Source organism: Pseudonocardia oceanicola (assembly GCF_047200735.1).
In the GTDB taxonomy this organism is placed as follows: domain Bacteria; phylum Actinomycetota; class Actinomycetes; order Mycobacteriales; family Pseudonocardiaceae; genus Pseudonocardia.
Genome location: NZ_JBJZON010000001.1, coordinates 314,828 through 335,117 on the forward strand (window position 1 = coordinate 314,828; position 20,290 = coordinate 335,117).

Sequence of the window (20,290 nt, forward strand, 5' to 3'; positions counted from 1 at the left end):
TCCTCACCGGCCCTTGAGGGCGTCGGGAACCTGCTTGAGGGTGTCGACGGTGCGTTCCGGGGTGGGGTGGGTGCGCCGGAGGTTGTTCCGGCCGAGCACGAAGGCGATCGCGCCGATCACCGCCCAGACCGCGGCGACGATCAGCCCGGCCCAGCCGCCGCCCGTCACGGTGGACAGGGCCGCCCAGAGGGCGACCGAGAGGAACAGCAGCACCATGTAGCCGGCGAACCCGGCGGCGCCGAAGCTGCCGGCGGCCTTGCCCGCCTTGCGCGCCTCCTGCTTCACCTCGGCCTGCGCGAGCGCCAGCTCCTGACGCATCAGGGTGGACAGGTCCCGCGAGACCCGGCCGAGGAGATCGCCGACCGAGACGTCGGAGACGTCCGGCGGATACTCGCGGTGGGCACCCGCCGGAGCCGCACCCGGCGGCGCATCACCGGGAGGGGGCGCCGCGGCGGGCGGCGGAGGCTGGTCGAACCGTTCGACGTCGGGAGCCTGGTGCCGACCCGGCCCGGGCCCGGTGGGCGGACCGCCGGGGGCGCTCACCGCTCGTCCCGGTCGGTCACCCGCGGGTCACCCCGTCGGCCCAGCTCGTCGACGTAGTCGCCGACGGTCGTCGATCCCGGGCGGGGTGCGTGTGCCGGCCCGCGGGGGCCCGGTGCCGGCGGCGGCACCGCCGGTCCACCGGGCGCCACGGAGCCGCCGGGAGCGACACCCGCGGGTCCGCCGGGATCGGGTCGCTCCCCGGTCGTCCCCGGTCCGGGCGGGACGGGCGGCGTCGGTCCCGGCGCCGGTGCCGACCGCGGTCCCGGCCCCGGCGGCACGGGCGGCGTCGAGGCCGGCCCCGGCGGGACCGGAGGCGCGGCGCCCGGTCCCGGGGCGGCCGGGGGCGGCGGGGCGGCGGGCATGCCCTGCCCTGCGCCGCCGTAGCCCGGGGGCACGCCCGGTGCCCCGGCGCCGTAGCCCGGGGGCACGCCCTGCGCTGCGGCCCCGTGGTCCGCTCCCGGCGTGGTCTGCGGCCCCGGGCCCGAGGAGTCCTTCTCGTGCTCGACGACCCCGCGCGTCAGCCGCCCCACCAGCACCCCGGCGAGGGCGGAGCCCGCGAGGAACGCGCCGGGGCGGCGCCGCGCCAGCCTCCGCACCTCCTCGACCAGGTCGCCCGGCTGCCGCTCCTGCAGCCAGGACGCGAGGTGTTCGGCCCGGTCCGCGGCCTCGTGGGTCAGGTCGGCCACGGGACCGCCGTCCGCCGATCCGGCCATCTGCCGGAGCTGGTCGGCCACCCCGCGGACACCGTCGGCGGCCTGGCGCTGGGTGGACCCGGCCTGGTCCTGCAGTCGGCCGCGGGCCTGGTCGACGAGATCCCTGGCCTGTCGGCGGGCTTCCCCGGCGACGGCGCGGGCCTCTCCGGCGGCGGTCCCGGCGACCTGGCCGCCGGCCTCGGCCGCGGTCCGCCCGACGTCGGCCCCTTCGGCCCGGGCGGTCTCGCTCGTGCTCTCCGTCACTGCGTGCTCCTTCCCTAGCGGGCAGTGCCGTCGGCGGTACCCGGGGCCGGACCGCGGACACCCGACCCGGACCCCCGGGGACGGGGATCCACCCGAATGGCAGAGCGGCTGCGGCGCGCCGTGCCCGAGGGCCGGCCGAACGCTTGCCCCGCATGCTGCGGGTGCTCAGGGCCTGGCCCTGCTCGCCGGCAGTGCCCTCCGGCGCTTCCCGGCAGTGCCCTCCAGCGCTTCGCCGTGTTCGTCGGCTCCGGCACGAGCATCGGCCGCCGGCGGGGGCCGCGGCGGTCACAGCGCGTGCAGGGCGGCGGCCAGGTCCGGGTAGCGGCTCAGCCGGCCGACGAGCTGGCGTGCCTCGAGCGGGAGCCGGCCGGCGACGCCGCCGAACCCGACGACGTGCAGCCCGATCCCGTGTGCCTCGGCGTTGCGTGCCGCGCGGATCAGCGTCTCGATCCCGGAGGTCGTGGCCGAGTCGACGTCGGTCAGGTCCAGGACGATGTGCCGGGTCGACCCGGTGCCGAGGGCGCGGAGCCTGATCCGGGCGTCGACCAACCGCAGCAGGCGGATGGCGGCGACCGGGTCGAGGGCCCCCTCCACCGCGATGACGTGCACATCCGGTCGCGGGCCGGAGATCGCCAGGCGGCCGGGCCTGCTGGGGGCGGCAATCACACTCACAACTGCTCCTTCCTCGTCCCTCTCTGTCGCGTTCCCGGGCGCGAAGAGCTTCACGCCCCGTCACGGCCGCCGGATCGGTCCTGAACCAATTCAGCCCCTCGGCCCGTCGAGCACGGTCCGGCGGCCGTGCTGGCCCTCGCCGCCGCCCGACGCCGCACGCTCCTGCCGGGCCCCGTCGACCTCGGGGCCCCGGTCCCGTACCGTCCGCCGTGCGGCGAATGGCCCCTTTTGTGACTGAGGTCACTACAGGCTAAGTAAGGGCTTTCGGCCCCTGCCGGCCGACCGGTCGGGAACGAGAATCGTCGGCGTGTCGGAGTCCTCCACCGCCGTGTCGGGCGGCCGGGGCGATCTGGTGGAGATCGACCGGGCCGAGTGCCTTCGGCTGCTCGCCACCGCCGACCTCGGGCGGGTGATCTACACCGAGGGCGCGATGCCCGCCGCCCACCCCGTCACCTACGTGCTCGACCGCGAGGAGATCGTCTTCCGCTCGGCGGGCGGGCCGACGCTCGTGGCGGCGACCCGCGGGGCCGTCGTCGCCTTCCAGGTGGACGAGATCGACGCGGACGACCACACGGGGTGGAGTGTGCTCGGCATCGGCCAGGCCTACGAGGTCACCGAGCGCTCCCGTCTGTCGACGCTGGTCCGGCTCGGGCGCTCGCCCTGGCCGACGGGCCGGAACGGGCACGCGATCAGCATCCCGCTGGCCCGGCTCACCGGCCGCCGCCTGACCACGCGCTGACCCACCGCGCCCGGCACCCGTGGGACCGCCCCCGCACCTCCCGGTGGGTCCCCCGAACACGGTCTCGCCGCCGCGCCGCCGGCACGGGAGGATGACCGCATGAGCGGAACCGGACGGGCGGGCGGTCCGTTCGACGACGAGCCCGCGGGCTCCGTGACCGTCGAGCAGGTGCCGGAGGGTGTGGTGCTCGCCGTCACGGGCGCCCTCGACCTCGCGCTCGCGCCCGGTCTGCGGCGCGCGGTGGAGCACGCCGCGCGGCTGCACCCGGCCCTGCTCGTGATCGACCTGACGGCCGTCACCTTCCTGGCCTCCGCCGGGATGGCCGAGCTGGTCCGGGCCGACCGGCGGCTCCGCGCGCAGGTCCCGGTCCGGGTCGTCGCGTCCGGCCGGCTCGTCCTGCGCCCGCTCGAGCTGACCCGGTTGACCGACGAGCTCGCGATCCGTCCCACCCGCGCCGACGCCCTCGCCGCAGGATGAGCCGGTGACGCGCGACGCGGTGGGTGGAGCCCGGACCGGCGGGACGAGCCCGGAGGCCGACGCCCTGCTCACCGCCCTGGCGGGGGTCTTCACCGGCCCGGACGGCTGCGCCGTGCCCGTCGAGCGGCTGCCCCTCGACCCCGGCCTGCTCGCCGCGCTGCGCGTGACGGACGGCCCGGCCGTGCTGGTGCCCGACGACGCGCAGCGCGCGGCGCTGCTCCCGGGGGCGACGGCGGCGCTGGTCGTCCTCGACGGGGTGCGCGGGGAGGACGGCGACGGAGCACGTCCCGGCGCCGCGACCGCCCTCCTCACCCGCGTGCCCGTGGGCCGCTCGCACCTGCTCGCCGCCCGGGCCGTCGCCGCGGCGACCCGAGGGCTGCACCGCACCGTCGGTGCCCTGCGGAGCGAGGCCGCGGTGATCGACGCCCTGCACTCGGTGGGTCGCCGGCTGACGGCGCAGCTCGACGTCGACGACCTGGTGCAGGAGGCCACGGACGCCGCGACCACGGCAGTCGGGGCGGCGTTCGGCGCGTTCTTCTACAACCTGGTCGACGAGTTCGGCGAGTCCTACACGCTCTACACGCTGTCCGGGGCGTCGCGCGAGGCGTTCGCGCGGTTCCCGATGCCGCGCAACACCGAGGTGTTCGCGCCGACCTTCGACGGCCGGGGCACGGTCCGCAGCGACGACATCACCGCGGACCCGCGCTTCGGCCGCAACGCCCCGTACCACGGCATGCCCGAGGGGCACCTGCCCGTGTGCAGCTACCTCGCCGTGTCCGTGATCAGCCCGACGAGCGGCGAGGTGCTCGGCGGCTTCTTCTTCGGCCACCCCGAGCGCGGCCGGTTCACCGAACGTCACGCGTACCTGGCCGAGGGGATCGCGGGCTACACGGCGATCGCGCTGGACAACGCCCGGCTGTTCGAGCGGGAGCGGAACTTCGCCCGCGAGCTGTCGCGCAGCATGCTGCCGGCCACCCCGACGGTGCCGGGCCTCGAGCTGGTGACCCGTTACCTTCCCGCGGCGACCGGGCCGAAGATCGGCGGCGACTGGTTCGACGTCATCCCGTTGTCCTCCGGCGGCACCGCCTTCGTGATCGGCGACGTGGTGGGACACGGGGTCAGCGCCGCCACCGTGATGGGGCAGGCCCGGACCGCCATCCGCTCCTACGCCCTGCTCGGCCTGCCCCCGTCCGAGGTGCTGCGGCACGTCTCGGCGCTGCTCGACGGCCTCGCCGAGCCCACCTTCGTCACCTGCTTCTACGCCGTGCACACGCCCGACGACGGGCTGGTCTTCGCCAACGCCGGGCACCTGCCCGCCCTGCTGCGACGCGCCGACGGCACGATCGAGCAGCTCGGGGAGGCGCTGGCCCCGCCGCTCGGCGTCGGCGCGGAGTTCCCCGAGCTCCGCTCGGTGCTCCGGCGCCGGGACGAGCTGCTGCTCTACACGGACGGGCTGGTCGAGAGCCGGACGCGGGACGTCACCGAGGGCATGGAGTGGCTGCTCGAGGCGGTCGTCGGCCTGCCCCGCCCGCTCACCGCGGAGGACTGTGACGGCCTGGTCGCCCGGCTGACCGGCGGCTCCCACGACGACGACGTCGCCCTGGTCCACGTGTACCGCACCTGGTGAGGCCGCCCGGACGCACCCTCCGGCCGCCTCGGCACCCCGGAACGGCGACTTCCGGATTGGGGAGGACGGACGCGGGTAGGGCCCCTGAGTGGCCGACCACCCGCGCACCGACGGACCCGTCCCCACCGTCACGGGGGCCGGCTCGCCCTGGCTGACGGACCGGGCCGGCCTGCGCTGCACCGGCCCGACGACCGAGCGGCACGTCGACGTACTCGTCCTCGGCGGCGGCATCACCGGCTGGCGGCGGCGCTCCTGCTCAAAGGCGCGCGGCGCGCGGGTCGCGGTCGTCGAGGCGGAGCGGGTGGCGTCCGGGGCCACCGGCAACAACACCGCGAAGGTGACGGCGCTGCAGGCCGCCATGCTGCACGCCGTCTGTGTGCGCTGCACGCACCTCGGCTGCCTGGTGCGGTTCAACGGCGCCGAGCGCAGCTGGGACTGTCCGTGTCACGGCTCGCGGTCCGCCGTCGACGGCGCGGTCCTGGAGGGCCCTGCCGTGCGCCCGCTCGAGCGCCGGCCGGTACCCGGGCCCCGGGGGACCGGAGGGGGGCGAGCCTAGACTCCGATGGTGCTACCCGCCCGGAGCGGCGCGGAGGCGGCGGACACCGGTTCGACCGGCGACCGGCTCCGCCGGATCCAGACGCTGACCGACACCGAGCTCACGCGGCTCGGTGTCGACGAGATGCTCGTCGAACTGCTCGAACGCGTCCGGGACCTGCTCGAGGTCGACACGGTCGCGGTGCTGCTGCTCGATCCCTCGGCGACCTACCTGATCGCGACGGCGACCAGCGGCCTGGAGGAGGAGACCCTGCAGGGCGTGCGGATCCCGATCGGCCGCGGCTTCGCCGGCCGGATCGCCGCGGAGAGGCGGCCCGTGGTCATCGACGAGGTCGACCACTCCAACGTCCTCAACCCGATCCTGCGGGAGAAGGGCATCCGGTCCCTGCTCGGCGTCCCGCTGATGGTCGCGGGGGACGTCCTCGGCGTGCTCCACGTCGGCACGTTGGTCCCGCGTTCGTTCACCGCCGACGACGCCGAGCTGCTCCAGCTGGCCGCGGACCGCGTCGCCATGACGACCCGGGCCCGGATGACCGAGGCCGAGCGGAGCGCCGCGGCGGCGCTGCAGCGCAGCCTGCTGCCGGCGCGGTTGCCGGTGGTCCCCGGCCTCGAGCTCGCCGCACGGTACGTGCCCGGCGGGGGCGGCGAGGTCGGCGGGGACTGGTACGACGTGTTCGACCTCCCGTCGGGCCGGTTGTGCGTCGTGGTGGGCGACGTCGTGGGGCGCGGGCTGGAGGCGTCCATCGCCATGGGCCGGCTGCGCGGCGCCGTGCGCGCGTACGCGCTGCTGACCGAGGACCCGGGCGAGCTGCTGCGCAGGCTCGACGTGCAGGTCCAGCACTTCGAGCGCGACGTCATGGCCACCGTGCTGTGTGCGGTGGTGGAGGTGGACCAGAGCGTGGCGTGGGTGGCGTCGGCCGGGCACCCGCCGCCGGTCCGCGCGCTGTCGGGTGGGGGCGGGGAACTGGTCGAGATGACCATCGACCCGCCGATCGGGCTGACGCCGGCCCGGCGGCGGCGGACCGGCACGGTCGAGCTGCCCGCCGGGGCCTGCCTGGTCCTCTACACCGACGGCCTGGTGGAGCGCCGCCGTGAGTCGCTCGACGTCGGACTGAGGCGGCTCACCGAGGCGGTGCGGTCGGGGCCCGCCGAGCAGGTCTGCATCCGCATCATGGGCTTGTTGATCGGCAACGAACCGTCGGCGGACGACGTCGCCCTGCTGGTCGTGACCCGGCCGGACGACGGGGCGACCGAGCCGCTGCGGCTGGTGGAGCCCGCGGTGCCGCGGTCGCTGCGCCCGGTCCGGCAGGCCCTGCGGAGCTACCTCGGGGGCGTCGGCGCCTCCGCGGAGGAGACCTCGGACCTGGTCCTGGCGGTGGGCGAGGCGTGCGCCAACGTCGTGGAGCACGCCTACGGGCCGGGCGGCGGCCTGCTCGAGGTGCACCTCGAGATGCACGGACGGAAGGTCAGCGCCACGGTCCGGGACACCGGTGCGTGGCGCGAGGCCCGTGGGGCCAACCGCGGGCGGGGGACCACCCTGATGCACGGCCTCGTGGACGAGGTGCACGTCGAGCGGGACGCGACCGGTACCCGCGTCGTGCTGGAGAAGACCCTCGGAGGTGGGTCGTGACCGAGGCGAGCGTGGACGCGCGGGAGCCCGAGCCGGGCCAGGTGGAGATCGCCGTCCGCGGTGAGGTCGACCTGGCGAACGCGGGGCTCGTGGAGCAGCGCGTCCAGGAGCTGATCACCAACCACGCCGGCTCGGTGACCCTGGACCTGGGCGGGGTGGAGTACCTCGACAGCGCGGGCCTGCGCACCCTGTTCACCCTCGCGAGCCGCTTGGAGCTGCTCCAGGTCTTGCTCGAGATCGTCCTGCCCACCGACTCGCCGGTGCGCAAGGCGATCGAGCTCGTCGGGCTCGGCCAGGTCGTCGCGCTGCGGATCGAGTGAGCCACCCTGCCCGCGACCGCTTCACCTCGGTGATCCCCGGTCGTGGACGTGGAGGGTCGGGATCCGCCCCGGGTCGTCCGCGGCTGCTGATCACGGTCGTCCGGCAGCCTCGTTCGCGGTGCGGGAGCGGAGAGGTCGCCCCACCGTGTCTGGAACGGTTCAGGGGACGCGACCGCTTGCGCAGCTGAAACCTCACATGCAGAATGCAGATATACCGACCGGGATCTGAAGGTTCCGGACGGACGAGCATCGCCGAGCAGTGTCGAGCAGGAAGGAGAACCCGCGATGCTGATGCGTACCGACCCGTTCCGTGAGTTCGACCGCCTCGCCCAGCAGGCCCTGGGGACGGCCGCCGGGACGTGGTCCCGCCCCGCCGCCATGCCGATGGACGCCTACCGGCACGGCGAGGACTTCGTGGTCGAGTTCGACCTCCCCGGCGTCGACCCCTCCGCGATCGAGCTGTCGGTGGAGCGCAACGTGCTCACGGTCAAGGCCGAGCGCCGGCCGACCCTGCGCGACGAGCACGTGGAGATGCAGGTCTCCGAGCGGCCGCTCGGCGTCTACTCGCGCCAGCTGTTCCTGGGCGACACCCTCGACACGGACCAGATCCACGCCGACTACCACGCGGGCGTTCTGACCCTGCGGATCCCTGTCGCGGAGCGGGCCAAGCCGCGTAGCATTGCCATCTCCACCGCGAACGATCCGGGGCGCCGCGAGATCGACGCCTGACCGTCCGTCCGACCGGGTCACCGGGCCCGGCCGGCTCTCCTCGGAGCAGAACGCAGGTGAGCCCGATGAGCGCACGCGACCTCGGCGGGTCCCCCGCCGCGCGCGGGCGCGCCGGGATGCCCCACGCACTGCCGCGCGAGCGCTCGCCGCCTCCGTCCCCGTCGCGCCGCGCGGGTGCCCGGCGCACCCGCGCGGGCGCGCCCCCCCCGGCGGGCCCCCCGGCCGCCCCCCCCGCGGGCCCACCCGCGGCCCCCCCCACCCACCCCGCCCGGTTTTCATACCCCCCCCCCGGCCCCCCCCCCCCACCCGCCCCGGGCCCCCCCCCCGCGGGGGGGGGGGGGGGGCCCTCTGCTGTCGCGTGCAGCCGGCGGGTCGCAGGACGGTGCTCACGTCATCGCGCCGCCTGCGCGCCGTCCACCACGCCGTCGACCTGTTCACGGGTGTACCCGAGGTGCGGTTCCGGACCGCGCCCGGCGGTCCCCGTCCTCACCGGGCGCAGGGCGCGCAGCACCACGTGGCCGGCGCTCGACGCGTTCCTGAGCGCCCACTGAGTATGCCGCCGGGCCGCGGGCGGCGTCGGCACACTGGGGTCATGCGTCAAGTGGAGAACGTCGGCACGGAGAAGCCGTACTCGGTCATCGGCCTCGGTACCTGGCAGTTCGGGTCCAAGGAGTGGGGCTACGGCGGCGGGTACGACGAGCGGGAGGCCGGCCGGATCGTCGCCCGCGCGCGCGAGCTGGGCGTCACCGTCTTCGACACCGCCGAGGTGTACGGGTTCGGCCGCTCCGAGCGGATCCTGGGCAGGGCCCTCGCCGAGACCGGCGGGACCGACGACGTCGTGGTCGCCACCAAGATCTTCCCGGTACTGCCCACCGCCGCGGTCGTGCAGCAGCGCGGGGTGGCGAGCGCCCAGCGGCTGGGAGTGCGGACGCTGGACCTGTACCAGGTGCACCAGCCGAACCCGGTCGTGGGCGACGGCACCACGATGCGCGGCATGCAGGCCCTGCGCGACGTGGGCGTGGTGCGCGACGTCGGGGTGTCCAACTACAAGCTCGACCGCTGGAGGTCCGCCGAGGCCCGGCTCGGGTCGAAGCTCCTGGCCAACCAGGTGCAGTTCAGCCTGGTGCACCGCGCCCCGCTCGCCGAGATGCTGCCCTGGGCGCAGCGCACCGGCCACGTGGTGATCGGCTACAGCCCGTTGGCGCAGGGCCTGCTGTCGGGCCGGTACGACCGCGACCACCGGCCGACCAACGGCGTGCGCGCGGCCAACGCGATGTTCCTGCCGGAGAACCTCGACGCCGCGAAACCGCTGCTCGACACCCTGCGGGACGTCGCCTCGGCGCACGACGCCACGCCGTCGCAGATCGCCCTCGCCTGGGTGGTGCACCCGCCGAACGTCGTCGCCATCCCCGGTGCGTCGAGCGTCGAGCAGGTGGAGAGCAACGTCGCGGCGGCGGGGATCCGGCTGACCGACGACGAGTACGCGGGGCTCACCGCGGCGGCCGAGGCCTACCAGCCCCTCACCGGTTTCCCGGCGCTGCCGAAGCTCGTCGCGTCCCGCCGGCGTGGCTGAGGTGTCCGATTCGTCGTGCTCTGCCTCAGGTGAGTGACGCAGGACCCCGCCGAAGCCCCTGACGGACCAACCGTCGCGGCGTTAGCGTGACGGGGTGGGCACGGTCGAGCGGACGGGGCGGCGGTCGGAGACGGTGTCGGGGGCGGGGGCGAGCACGGGGTCGAGCAGGGCCTCGGAGTCACGGCGGCGGCACGACGCGGCCGTCGCGGAGCTGGTCCGCGCCTACCGCGCGGTCCCGGCCCGCACCCCCGTGCGGCTGGGCAAGCGGACGTCCAACCTGTTCCGGTTCGGCTCCCACGCCGCGGACTCGGTGCTGCTGGACACCTCGGGGCTCGCCGGGGTGATCGAGGTGGACCGGGCGAACCGCACCGCGGACGTCCAGGGCATGTGCACCTACGAGGACCTGGTCGCGGCGACCCTGCCGCACGGGCTGATGCCGCTGGTCGTGCCGCAGCTCAAGACGATCACCCTGGGCGGTGCGGTGACCGGGCTCGGCATCGAGTCGACGTCGTTCCGGCACGGGCTCCCGCACGAGTCCGTGCTGGAGATGGACGTGCTGACCCCGGGCGGGGAGCTGGTCACGGCGGCGCCGGACACCGAGCACGGCGATCTGCACGCCGCGTTCGCCAACTCCTACGGCACCCTCGGCTACGCGCTGCGGCTGCGCATCGAGCTGATGCCGGTGAAGCCGTTCGTCAGGCTCACCCACCACCGCTTCCGCACGGCGGAGGAGGCCACGGCCGCGCTGGCGGGGTTCGCCCGGCCGGACGGGCCGGCGGACTTCGTGGACGGGACGGTGTTCTCCGCCGACGAGCACTACGTGAGCGTGGGGCGGTTCGTCGACGCCCCCACGCCGGGCGCGCAGGTCTCCGACTACACCGGGATGGATGTGTTCTACCGGTCGCTGCAGCGGCGCCCGGTCGACCACCTCACCGTCCACGACTACCTGTGGCGCTGGGACACGGACTGGTTCTGGTGCTCGCGGGCCTTCGGCGTGCAGGTGCCGGCCGTGCGCCGGCTCTGGCCGAGGCGCCACCGCCGGTCGGACGTCTACCGCAGGCTCGTCGCGCTCGACCAGCGGTACCAGGCGTCGAACACCGTGCGGCGCGCACTCGGCCGGCCCGAGGAGGAGATGGTGGTCCAGGACGTCGAGATCCCGACGCCCCGGCTCCCGGAGTTCCTCGCGGCCTTCCACGCCCACGTGGGGATCACGCCGGTGTGGCTCTGCCCGCTGCAGCTGCGCGGGGAGCGCACCTGGCCGTTGTACCCGATGGAGCCGCACACGCCGTACGTGAACGTCGGCTTCTGGTCGTCGGTGCCGGTGGGGGCCGACCGGGAGGAGCACAACCGGTTCGTCGAGCGGCTGGTGGCCGATCTGGACGGCCACAAGAGCCTGTACTCGACCGTCCACTACGGCGAGACCGAGTTCTGGGAGCGCTACAACGGACCCGCGTACCGGGCCGTGAAGCAGCGCTACGACCCGGCGGGGCGGGTCCCGGATCTGTACACGAAGGTCGGAGGGGGAGCGTGAGCATGCGGGTCGCGGAGGTCTTCGGGCAGGTCCTGGGCGCGGACGCGCCGATCAGGTTGATCGCCTACGACGGCAGCAAGTCCGGTCCGGACGACGCCGAGGTGGCATTGCGCATCGAGTCGCCGCGCGCGCTGGCGCGGCTCGCCTCGGCGCCGGGCACGCTCGGCCTGGCCCGGGCGTACGTCACCGGCGAGATCGAGGTGGAGGGCGACCTGTACGCGGCGCTCTCCGCGCTGTCCGACGTCACCCTCCACGGGATCTCCAAGGCGGACTTCGCGAAGCTGCTCGCGACCGTCGGCCCCGTGTGGCTGCGGTACCGGCCGGCCCCGCCGGAGCTCGAGGCGCGGCCCCGCGGGCGGCTGCACTCGAAGTTCCGGGACAGCCAGGCCATCGCGCACCACTACGACGTGTCCAACCGCTTCTACGAGTGGGTGCTCGGTCCGTCGATGACCTACACCTGCGCCGTCTACCCGCGCCCGGACGCGACGCTGGAGCAGGCGCAGGAGACCAAGTACGACCTCGTCGCCCGCAAGCTGGCGCTGGAGCCCGGGATGCGGCTGCTCGACGTGGGCTGCGGCTGGGGCGGGATGGTCCGGCACGCGGCCCGGATGGGGGTGCACGCCCTCGGCGTCACGCTCTCGAGGAACCAGGCCGAGTGGGCGCAGCGGGCGATCCGCGAGGAGGGGCTGGAGGAGTTCGCCGAGGTCCGCCACCTCGACTACCGGGACGTCGCGGAGACCGCGTTCGACGCCGTCAGCTCGATCGGCCTCACCGAACACATCGGCCGCGCGCAGCTCGGCGCCTACTTCGGCTTCCTGTACGGCAAGCTGCGGCCGGAGGGCCGGTTGCTCAACCACTGCATCACCCAGCCGCGCACCGTGAACAAGCGCAAGGTCGACCCGTTCATCGGCCGGTACGTGTTCCCCGACGGTCAGCTCGAGTCGCCGGGCCTGCTCATGACCGAGATGAACGCCGCGGGCTTCGAGATCCGGCACGAGGAGAACCTGCGCGAGCACTACGCGCTGACCCTGCGGGACTGGGGCGGCAACCTCGAGGACCACTGGGCCGAGGCGGTCGCCGAGGTCGGCATCGGGCGCGCCCGCGTCTGGCGGCTGTACATGGCCGCGTGCCGGCTCGGGTTCGAGCTCGACAACATCCAGCTGCACCAGATGCTGGGTGTGAAGCCGGGCGAGCACGGCGCGTCGGGCATGCCGTTGCGCGGCTGGCGGTCCGAGGGCGTCTGGTGACCCTCCGCCGAACCCGCGCACTAGGGTTCCCCCCGTGCCCGAGCGCCTGTCGCCCCTCGACGCCTCGTTCCTGTTCATGGAGGAACGCACGACGGCGATGACCGTCGGCGGGGTGATGACCTTCGAGACCGGGGCGGACGGGTCGTTCGACGTCGGCGCCTTCGTCCGGCTCATCGGCGACCGGCTCGCGCTGGTACCGCGGTACCGGCAGAAGGTGCGCGAGGTGCCGGGTCGGCTCGGGCTGCCGGTCTGGGTCGACGACCCGGACTTCGACCTGAGCTACCACGTCCGGCGCTCGGCGCTGCCCGCCCCGGGATCCGACGTGGCGCTGCGTGAGCTGGTGGGACGGTTGCTGTCCCGCCAGCTCGACCGGTCGCGCCCGCTGTGGGAGATCTACCTGGTCGAGGGGTTCGAGGGGCACCGGCTCGCGGTCGTCACCAAGACCCACCACGCGATGGTCGACGGGCTGGCCTCGATGGACATCGGCGCCGTCCTGCTCGACACCACCCCCACACCCCGCCCGGTCGAGCCGGACGAGTGGCGGCCCGCCCGCGAGCCGACCGGGCTGGAGCTGGCGGCGTCGGCGGTGGTGGAGAACATGCTGCGCCCGCGCAGCGCCGTCGACGCGGTGGCGCGCTCGGCCGCGGACCTGCGGCAGGCCGCCTCGTCCGTCCGCCGTTCCCTCGGCGGGCTGGCCGACGCCGTGCGGACCGCCGCCCGCGGCCGTCCCGTCGGCGCCCTCAACGCGCCCATCGGCGAGCAGCGCCGCTTCGGGATGGCCAGGACCTCGCTGTTCGAGCACCGGGTGATCCGGCGGCGGCACGGCGCGGGTGGCGGCTCGGTCAACGACGTCGTGCTCGCCGTGGTGGCCGGGGCGTTGCGGCGCTGGTTGATCAGCCGCGGCGAGCCGATCTTCACGGACTCGGTGGTGCGGGCGATGGTCCCGGTGAGCGTGCGTGGCCGCAGCGGCGCCGCGGTGTCGGGCAACCAGATCTCCGCGGTCTTCGTGGAGCTGCCCGTCGGCATCGAGGACCCGGTCGAGCGGCTGCGCGCGATCGCGTCCCAGATGGAGGCGCGCAAGCGGTTCGGCCGCTCGGCGGGCACCACGGCCGTCGTCGGGCTCGCCGGGCTGGCCACGCCGACCGTGCACCAGATGGGCGCGCGGCTCTCCTCCCGGCTCTCCTCGCGGTTGTTCAACGTCGTTGTCACCCACGTGCCCGGCCCGCCGCGGCCGCTGTACGCGATGGGCGCCCGGATGCGGGACATGTTCCCCGTCGTCCCGCTGGCCCACGGCCAGGCCGTCGCCATCGGTGTGACCTCGTACGACGGCACCGTCTGTTACGGGCTGAACGCGGACCGTGACGCCCTGCCGGACGTCGACACCCTCGCCTCCGCCATCGACGACTCGCTCGCCGAGCTCAGGGAGGCACCGGCCGCCGAGGCCGAACGCACGTCCGGCTGAACGGGGCGCCCGTCCCCTTCCCGCGGAGCAGGACCCCGTGCATCGTTCGCGCATGCGTCCACGCACGACACCCCGGACGGAGGTGGAGATCCGGCCGCTGCGCGAGCGGGACCTCGAGGCCGCCGACCGGATCCAGCGCCGGGCCTTCGCCGCCCTCGTCGGCGGCGACGAGCAGCGCGACGCCGAGCTGGTCCGCACCCGGTGGGCCGCCGCCAACACGGCCGCCCTGGGTGCCTTCACCGCGACCGGGCAGGTCGGGTCCGTCTTCGCCACGCGGTGGGGGAGCGTCGGGTTCGTCGGGCCGTTGTCGGTGGAGCCCGAGCTCTGGGACCGCGGTGTCGGGTCACAGCTCTTCGCCGCGGCGGACGGTGTCCTGCGGGAGTGGGGCGTGGCGCACCGCGGCCTGTTCACCTTCGCACACAGCCCCCGCCACCACCGCCTCTACGAGCGCTTCGGGTACTGGCCCCGGTTCCTCACCGCCCTGATGTCCCGGCCGGTGCCCGCGGCGTCGTCGTCGGCGGTCCCGGAGCTCGGGTCGGCGCTCGACCGGGAGGTGCTGACGGCGGCGGCGGCCGGGCTCGCCTCGGCGGTGTTCCCGGGGCTCGACGTCGGTGGTGAGATCGCGAGCGTGCTGGACCAGAAGATCGGCGAGGTCGTGCTGGTCGGGCCCGCCGCGGCGCCCGCCGGGCTGGCGGTGGTCCACGACGGGGCCGGTTCCGAGGCGGGCTCGGGCGTCGCGTACGTGAAGGTGGGCCTGGTACGGCCCGGCTCGGGCGCCGACTTCGCCGCGCTCGTCGACGCCTGCCTGGCCCACGCCGCGACCGTCGGGGCGCAGCGGCTGGTCGTCGGGGTCAACACGGCCCGGCACCGGGCCTACCGGCACCTCGTCGCGCGGGGGTTCGCCACGGACGTCCCGGGCGTCACGATGCACGCGCCCAACGAGCCCGGGTACGACCACGAGCACTCGTACGTCCTCGACGACTGGCGCTGACGACGCGGGAGGCAACCTCCTCACGAGTTCCCGAGCCGGGTGAGCGCAGTATGGTTCCATAACGCGAGTTCCCGAGCCGGGTGAGCGCAGTATGGTTCCATAACGCGAGTTCCCGGGCCGGGTGCGCGCGTCCTCGTTCCCCTCGCAGGGTCAGGCGCGGAGGGCGGCGTGGGCGGCGGCCACCGCCTGGCTCGCGTAGCCGCCCCCGAACAGCACCGTGTGCACGAGCAGCGGGAACAGCTGGTGCAGCGGGACCCGCGCGCGCCAGCCCGCGGCGAGGGGCGCGGCCTCGTCGTAGGCGGCCAGCACCCGCTCGAGGTGCGGGAGGCCGAACAGCGCCAGCATCGCCAGGTCGGTCTCGCGGTGCCCGCCGTGTGCGGCCGGGTCGATGAGCCACGCACCGTCGGCCGACCACAGGACGTTGCCCGACCACAGGTCCCCGTGCAGCCGCGCCGGCGGCTCGGCCGGGCCGGCCAGCTCCGGCAGCCGCGCGCAGACCTCGTCGAACACCGCGGCGTCCGGCAGGTCCGCCCGTCGCACGTAGGCGAGGACCCGGTGCTCGGCGTACCACTCCGGCCACGAGTCGCCCGGCTCGTTGCGCATCGCGGTGGCGCCGATCCAGGCGTCGGTGGGGCCGCCGGGCGGGGGAGCACCGAAGGCCGGCGCCCCGGCCGCGTGCAGCGCGGCGAGCCGTCGCCCGAACTCCTCGGCCGCGGCCGCGGTGGCGCCGCCGGCCGGCACCTCCTGGCTGACCAGCCACTCCGCGTCGGCGGCGTACACCTCGGGCACCCGCGGCCCGCCCGGGACCGCGAGCCAGCGCAGGCCCGCCGCCTCGGCGGGGACCGACGGATCCCGCTTGACGACGGCGGCCCGCCCGTCGGGCAGGCTCACCCGCCGGACCCCGTCCGGCAGGAGCGCCGGGTCCAGCCCGAGTGCGGCGAGCGCGTCGGACACGCTGCTCAGATCTCCTTGCGGACCCGCTCCAGCAGGCCCGGGACCGTGGCCTCGATCATGCGCAGGACCTCGTCGAAGCCGTCGGGACCGCCGTAGTAGGGGTCGGGGACCTCCGCGTCGTCCGAGGCGTCGGGATCGAAGGACCGCAGCAGCACCACCCGGTCCGGCTCGGGGACGGAGTCGCGCAGGGCGCGGCGGTGCCCGTGGTCGAGCGCGACGAGGACGTCGGCGGACAGCACGTGCGAGTCGATCTGGCGGGCGGTGTGGGCGGTGTCGTAGCCGTGCCGCTCGAGGACCTCGGCGGCCCGGGGGTCCATGGGCTCGCCGACGTGCCACCCGCCCGTCCCGGCACTGGTCACCGCGACGGCGGTGGCGAGGCCGGCCTCGTCGAGGGCGGCGCGGAACACCTTCTCCGCCATCGGGGAGCGGCAGATGTTGCCGGTACAGACGAAACTGACATGCACCCCGTCACCGTAGGGTGCCCGGACATGGAGGATGTCGCGGAGCCGCCGGAGGAGAGCAAGACCACTGTGTCCGGTCGGGGCGCGGTCGCCGGGGGTCCCGTACCGGCCACCCTGCGTCATCACGGCGACGCGGAGGCGACTCCGGGGCTGGTCGACTTCGCCGTCAACGTGCAGGGGGAGGCCCCGCCTGCCTGGCTGCGCGCCCGGCTCGCGGCCGCGCTCGACGACCTGGCCCGGTACCCGTCGGCCGAGCACGACCGCCGCGCCCGCGCGGCCGTCGCGCGCCGGCACGGCCGGGAACCCGAGGAGGTGCTGGTGCTGGCCGGCAGCGCGGAGGGTTTCGCGCTGCTCCCGGCGCTGCGGCCGCGTCGGCCGGTCGTCGTGCACCCCGGGTTCACCGAGCCGGAGGCCGCCCTGCACGGCGCGGGCCTGCCGGTCGGGCACGTGCTCACCGCGGAGGCCGACGGGCACCGGCTCGACCCGGCCGCGGTGCCGGAGGACGCGGACCTGGTCGTCGTCGGGAACCCGACGAACCCCACCGGTGTGCTGCACCCGGCGGCCGACGTGCGCGCCCTGGCCCGGCCCGGCCGGGTGCTGGTCGTCGACGAGGCCTTCGCCGACGCCGTGCCCGGGGAGCCGGAGTCGCTGGCGGGGGAGCGGTTGCCCGGGCTGCTGGTGATGCGGTCGCTCACCAAGACCTGGGCGCTCGCGGGCCTGCGTGCCGGGTACGCCCTCGGCGACCCCGCGCTGCTCGCCCGGCTCGCCGCCCCGCGGCCGCACTGGCCCGTCGGCACCCTGGGGCTGGAGGCGGTGATCGCCTGTTCGGAGCCCGCCGCCCTCGCCGAGGCGCAGCGGGCGGCCGGGGAGCTGGCGGAGCACCGCCGCGTGCAGGCGGCCGCCCTCGCCGAGGTCCCGGGCGTCGAGGTGCTCCCCGGCGTGGCGCCCTACCTGCTCCTCCGGCTGCCCGCCGGACGTGGTGCCGAGGTGCGGGAGCAGCTGCGGCACAACGGGATCGCGGTGCGCCGGGGCGACACCTTCCCCGGTCTGGGGCCCGACCACCTGCGGGTCGCGGTGCGGGCGCCCGGGCGTGCGGCGCTCCTGGTCGAGGCACTGGCCGCGGCCCTGGTAGGTGTAGCGGCGTGAGCGCGCACCCGCCGGCATCGCTGGCCGATGTCACCGCGGCCCTCGAGGCCGCCTACCCGCCCGGCCTGGCCCAGGACTGGGACGCCGTCGGCCTGGTCTGCGGGGACCCGGCCGACCCGGTGCGGCGCGTGCTGTTCGCCGTCGACGCCGTGGCCGAGACCGTCGACGAGGCGCTGGAGACGGACGCCCAGCTGCTGGTCACCCACCACCCGCTGCTGCTGCGCGGGGTGCACGGGGTCGGCGCCGACACGCCCAAGGGCGCACTGTTGCACCGGCTGATCCGCGGCGGTGTCGGACTCTTCACCGCGCACACCAACGCCGACTCGGCCGACCCCGGGGTGTCCGACGCGCTGGCCGAGGCGCTGGACCTGCGCGTGACGGCGCCGCTGCAGCCCCTGCCGGACGAGCCGCTGGACAAGATCGTCGCGTTCGTGCCGACCGGGCCGTCGCTGCGGGCCGTGCACGAGGCGCTCTCCGCGGCGGGCGCGGGCGAGATCGGCGACTACAGCCACTGCTCGTTCGCCACGGCCGGCACCGGCCAGTTCCTGCCGCACGCCGGCGCCCGCCCGGCGATCGGCGAGGTCGGGAAGCTGGAGCGGGTGGCCGAGACCCGGTTGGAGATGGTCCTGCCGCGGCAGCGCCGGCGCGCGGTGGTCGAGGCCCTGCGCGCGGCCCACCCGTACGAGGAGCCCGCCTTCGACGTGTTCGAGATGGCCGCGCTGCCGTCGGCACGCGGGCTCGGCCGGGTGGGTGAGCTGCCGGGACCGGAGCCGTTGTCCGCCTTCGCCGAGCGGGTGGCCGCGGGGCTCCCGCGCACCGCGTGGGGGGTGCGCGCGGCGGGCGACCCCGATAGGCCGGTGCACCGGGTGGCGGTCTGCGGCGGCGCGGGCGACTCGGCGCTGTCCGCCGCGGTCGCGGCCGGGGTCGACGCCTACGTGACCGCCGACCTGCGCCACCACCCCGCGTCGGAGCACCTGCTGGCGGGGTCGCTGCCCGGCCGTCCGACGCCCGCGCTGGTCGACGTCGCCCACTGGGCGTCGGAGTGGCCGTGGTGCGCGCAGGCGGCCGCCGTCGTCGAGAAGGCGCTGGGGGGTAGCGTCGAGACCCGCGTGTCCCGGCTCCGGACCGATCCCTGGACCCTCGGCGCGTGAGGACCCGAGAAGGAGGACGAGGGGCGTGAAGGCCGATCCCGCCGCGCAGCGGCGGCTGCTGGACCTGGCCGAGGTCGACGCCGAGCTGACCCGGCTCGCACACCGCCGCCGGGCGCTGCCCGAGCACGCGGAGCTGACCGAGGCCGAGGCGCGGGTGCGGACGAGCAAGGACGCGGTGGTCGAGGCCGAGACCGCCGCCGGCGACCTGGACCGCGACATCCGCCGGCTCGAGCGCGACGTCGAGGGCGTGCGGGCGCGCACGGAGAAGGACCGGACGGTGCTCGCCGGTTCGGGCGTGACCGCCCGGCAGGCGGCGGACCTGCAGCACGAGCTCGATACCCTCGCCCGCCGGCAGGGCGTCCTCGAGGACGAGCAGCTGGAGGTCATGGAGCGGCGCGAGGCGTTGGGCGGCAACCTCGACCACGCCCGCCGGGTGCTCGCCGAGGCCGAGGAGCACCTGCAGGCGGTGGCCGCCCGGCGCGACACCGCGCTCGCCGACATCGACGCCGCCGAGGCGGGCCGCCGCCGGGACCGGGACGCGATCGTGCCCGACCTGCCCCCGGACCTGCTCGACGACTACGAGGGGCACCGCCGGCAGGGCCGCACCGGGGCCGGGCTGCTGCGCGAGCGCCGCTGCGGGGCCTGCCGGCTCGAGCTGGACCGCACCTTCCTCGGCCGGGTCAGGGCCGCTGCGGCCGACGACGTCGTCCACTGCGAGGAGTGCGGCGCGATCCTCGTGCGGACCGGGGAGTCCGGGCTGTGAGCACGTCCTCGGGCAGCACGTCCTCGGGCAGCACGTCCTCGGGCAGCACGTCGACGGGGGCCACCACCCCCACCGGCACGCCGTCGGGGTCGGCGGCCTGGACCGGGCAGAAGGGCGCCCCGACCCGGATGCTGCTGCTCCGGCACGGCCAGACGCCGCTGTCGGTGGAGAAGCGCTACTCCGGGCTGGGCGATCCCGCGCTGACCGAGCGGGGCGAGGCGCAGGCCGCGGGTGCGGCGGGACGGCTCGGGGCCCTCGGCGGTGTCGCCGCCGTCCTCACCTCGCCGCTGCGGCGGGCGCGGCAGACCGCCGAGGCCGTCGCCGCGGTCACCGGGCTGCCGGTCGAGGTGCGCGACGGGCTCATCGAGACGGACTTCGGCGAGTGGGAGGGCCTGACCTTCGTCGAGGCCCGCGAGCGCGATCCCGAGGTCTTCGCGCGCTGGCTCGGGAGCGTCGACGTCGCCCCGCCCGGCGGCGAGAGCTTCGCCGACGTCGGGGTCCGGGTCTCCGCGGAGCGCGCCAAGATCGTCGCGGACTTCCCAGGCCGAACGGTCGTCGTGGTCAGCCACGTCACGCCGATCAAGCTGATCGTGCAGGAGGCCCTGGCCGGCGGCAGCTCGATCCTCTACCGGCTGCACCTGGACCTGGCGTCGCTGTGCATCGCGGACTTCTTCCCCGACGGCGGGGCGTCCGTGCGGCTGGTCAACGACACCTCGCACGTGCCCGGCGACCCGTCCTGACCGACCAGGCTCCACGCTGCGCA

Annotated in this window: 21 protein-coding genes; 16 read left to right on the plus strand and 5 right to left on the minus strand. The window is 75.6% G+C overall.

The window, feature by feature from the left end; genetic code table 11:
- Positions 1 to 3 precede the first annotated feature (3 nt).
- From ACL02T_RS01450 to ACL02T_RS01460, 3 genes are all read right to left on the minus strand, one after another.
- Positions 4 to 543, minus strand: coding sequence for a phage holin family protein (locus ACL02T_RS01450; RefSeq protein ID WP_412828778.1), 540 nt, complete (start codon positions 541 to 543; stop codon positions 4 to 6).
- The gene (locus ACL02T_RS01455) at positions 540 to 1,499 is read right to left on the minus strand and encodes a hypothetical protein (RefSeq protein ID WP_412828779.1); all 960 of its coding nucleotides are present in this window, start codon (positions 1,497 to 1,499) and stop codon (positions 540 to 542) included. Before ACL02T_RS01455 ends, ACL02T_RS01450 begins: the two co-directional genes overlap by 4 nt.
- Positions 1,500 to 1,784: 285 nt before the next feature.
- Positions 1,785 to 2,171, minus strand: coding sequence for an STAS domain-containing protein (locus tag ACL02T_RS01460; RefSeq protein WP_412828780.1), 387 nt, complete (start codon positions 2,169 to 2,171; stop codon positions 1,785 to 1,787).
- 307 nt (positions 2,172 to 2,478) lie between these two features.
- Here ACL02T_RS01460 and ACL02T_RS01465 point away from each other — a divergent pair, with 307 nt between their 5' ends.
- The 12 genes from ACL02T_RS01465 (at position 2,479) to ACL02T_RS01520 (ending at position 15,052) form a co-directional block, all read left to right on the plus strand.
- Positions 2,479 to 2,910 (plus strand): pyridoxamine 5'-phosphate oxidase family protein, encoded by a 432-nt coding sequence (locus ACL02T_RS01465; protein ID WP_412828781.1) that lies wholly within the window; start codon positions 2,479 to 2,481, stop codon positions 2,908 to 2,910.
- A gap of 99 nt (positions 2,911 to 3,009) precedes the next feature.
- On the plus strand, positions 3,010 to 3,387 hold the full coding sequence (locus ACL02T_RS01470; RefSeq protein ID WP_412828782.1) for an STAS domain-containing protein: 378 nt from the start codon (positions 3,010 to 3,012) through the stop codon (positions 3,385 to 3,387).
- A 4-nt stretch (positions 3,388 to 3,391) separates the two neighbouring features.
- Positions 3,392 to 5,014 carry a PP2C family protein-serine/threonine phosphatase gene (locus tag ACL02T_RS01475; protein ID WP_412828783.1) on the plus strand — a complete coding sequence of 541 codons (1,623 nt, stop codon included), beginning with the start codon at positions 3,392 to 3,394 and terminating at the stop codon, positions 5,012 to 5,014.
- Positions 5,015 to 5,102: 88 nt separating this feature from the next.
- The gene (locus ACL02T_RS01480; protein ID WP_412828784.1) at positions 5,103 to 5,570 is read left to right on the plus strand and encodes a Rieske 2Fe-2S domain-containing protein; all 468 of its coding nucleotides are present in this window, start codon (positions 5,103 to 5,105) and stop codon (positions 5,568 to 5,570) included.
- Between the two features lie 6 nt (positions 5,571 to 5,576).
- Positions 5,577 to 7,199 (plus strand): ATP-binding SpoIIE family protein phosphatase, encoded by a 1,623-nt coding sequence (locus tag ACL02T_RS01485; protein WP_412828785.1) that lies wholly within the window; start codon positions 5,577 to 5,579, stop codon positions 7,197 to 7,199.
- The gene (locus ACL02T_RS01490) at positions 7,196 to 7,519 is read left to right on the plus strand and encodes an STAS domain-containing protein (protein WP_412828786.1); all 324 of its coding nucleotides are present in this window, start codon (positions 7,196 to 7,198) and stop codon (positions 7,517 to 7,519) included. Before ACL02T_RS01485 ends, ACL02T_RS01490 begins: the two co-directional genes overlap by 4 nt.
- A gap of 285 nt (positions 7,520 to 7,804) precedes the next feature.
- A complete protein-coding gene (locus tag ACL02T_RS01495) occupies positions 7,805 to 8,248 on the plus strand; it encodes an Hsp20/alpha crystallin family protein (protein ID WP_412828787.1) in 444 nt (147 codons plus the stop codon).
- A 592-nt stretch (positions 8,249 to 8,840) separates the two neighbouring features.
- Positions 8,841 to 9,821, plus strand: a complete 981-nt coding sequence (locus ACL02T_RS01500; RefSeq protein ID WP_412828788.1) for an aldo/keto reductase — start codon at positions 8,841 to 8,843, stop codon at positions 9,819 to 9,821.
- A gap of 94 nt (positions 9,822 to 9,915) precedes the next feature.
- Positions 9,916 to 11,352: an FAD-binding oxidoreductase gene (locus ACL02T_RS01505; RefSeq protein WP_412828789.1), complete on the plus strand. Its 1,437-nt coding sequence runs from the start codon at positions 9,916 to 9,918 to the stop codon at positions 11,350 to 11,352.
- Positions 11,353 to 11,354: 2 nt separating this feature from the next.
- Positions 11,355 to 12,599: a class I SAM-dependent methyltransferase gene (locus tag ACL02T_RS01510; protein WP_412829314.1), complete on the plus strand. Its 1,245-nt coding sequence runs from the start codon at positions 11,355 to 11,357 to the stop codon at positions 12,597 to 12,599.
- Between the two features lie 34 nt (positions 12,600 to 12,633).
- Entirely contained in the window at positions 12,634 to 14,061 is a 1,428-nt protein-coding gene (locus ACL02T_RS01515) for a WS/DGAT/MGAT family O-acyltransferase (protein WP_412828790.1), read from the plus strand.
- 52 nt (positions 14,062 to 14,113) lie between these two features.
- Positions 14,114 to 15,052 (plus strand): GNAT family N-acetyltransferase, encoded by a 939-nt coding sequence (locus ACL02T_RS01520; protein ID WP_412828791.1) that lies wholly within the window; start codon positions 14,114 to 14,116, stop codon positions 15,050 to 15,052.
- Between the two features lie 150 nt (positions 15,053 to 15,202).
- On the opposite strand, the gene ACL02T_RS01525 is transcribed toward ACL02T_RS01520, so the two are convergent.
- Positions 15,203 to 16,006 carry a fructosamine kinase family protein gene (locus ACL02T_RS01525; protein WP_412828792.1) on the minus strand — a complete coding sequence of 268 codons (804 nt, stop codon included), beginning with the start codon at positions 16,004 to 16,006 and terminating at the stop codon, positions 15,203 to 15,205.
- A gap of 5 nt (positions 16,007 to 16,011) precedes the next feature.
- A complete protein-coding gene (locus ACL02T_RS01530; protein WP_412829315.1) occupies positions 16,012 to 16,425 on the minus strand; it encodes a low molecular weight protein-tyrosine-phosphatase in 414 nt (137 codons plus the stop codon).
- Positions 16,426 to 16,494: 69 nt separating this feature from the next.
- On the opposite strand from ACL02T_RS01530, the gene cobC reads away from it, so the two are divergent.
- Genes cobC through ACL02T_RS01550 form a run of 4 tightly spaced genes read left to right on the plus strand, consistent with a single transcriptional unit; the run spans position 16,495 to position 20,267 of the window.
- The gene (cobC, locus tag ACL02T_RS01535; protein ID WP_412828793.1) at positions 16,495 to 17,613 is read left to right on the plus strand and encodes an Rv2231c family histidinol phosphate aminotransferase CobC; all 1,119 of its coding nucleotides are present in this window, start codon (positions 16,495 to 16,497) and stop codon (positions 17,611 to 17,613) included.
- Between the two features lie 20 nt (positions 17,614 to 17,633).
- Positions 17,634 to 18,764 (plus strand): Nif3-like dinuclear metal center hexameric protein, encoded by a 1,131-nt coding sequence (locus ACL02T_RS01540; protein ID WP_412829316.1) that lies wholly within the window; start codon positions 17,634 to 17,636, stop codon positions 18,762 to 18,764.
- Positions 18,765 to 18,789: 25 nt separating this feature from the next.
- A complete protein-coding gene (locus ACL02T_RS01545; protein WP_412828794.1) occupies positions 18,790 to 19,527 on the plus strand; it encodes a zinc ribbon domain-containing protein in 738 nt (245 codons plus the stop codon).
- Positions 19,524 to 20,267, plus strand: coding sequence for a histidine phosphatase family protein (locus tag ACL02T_RS01550; RefSeq protein ID WP_412828795.1), 744 nt, complete (start codon positions 19,524 to 19,526; stop codon positions 20,265 to 20,267). Before ACL02T_RS01545 ends, ACL02T_RS01550 begins: the two co-directional genes overlap by 4 nt.
- The last annotated feature ends 23 nt before the right edge of the window (positions 20,268 to 20,290 follow it).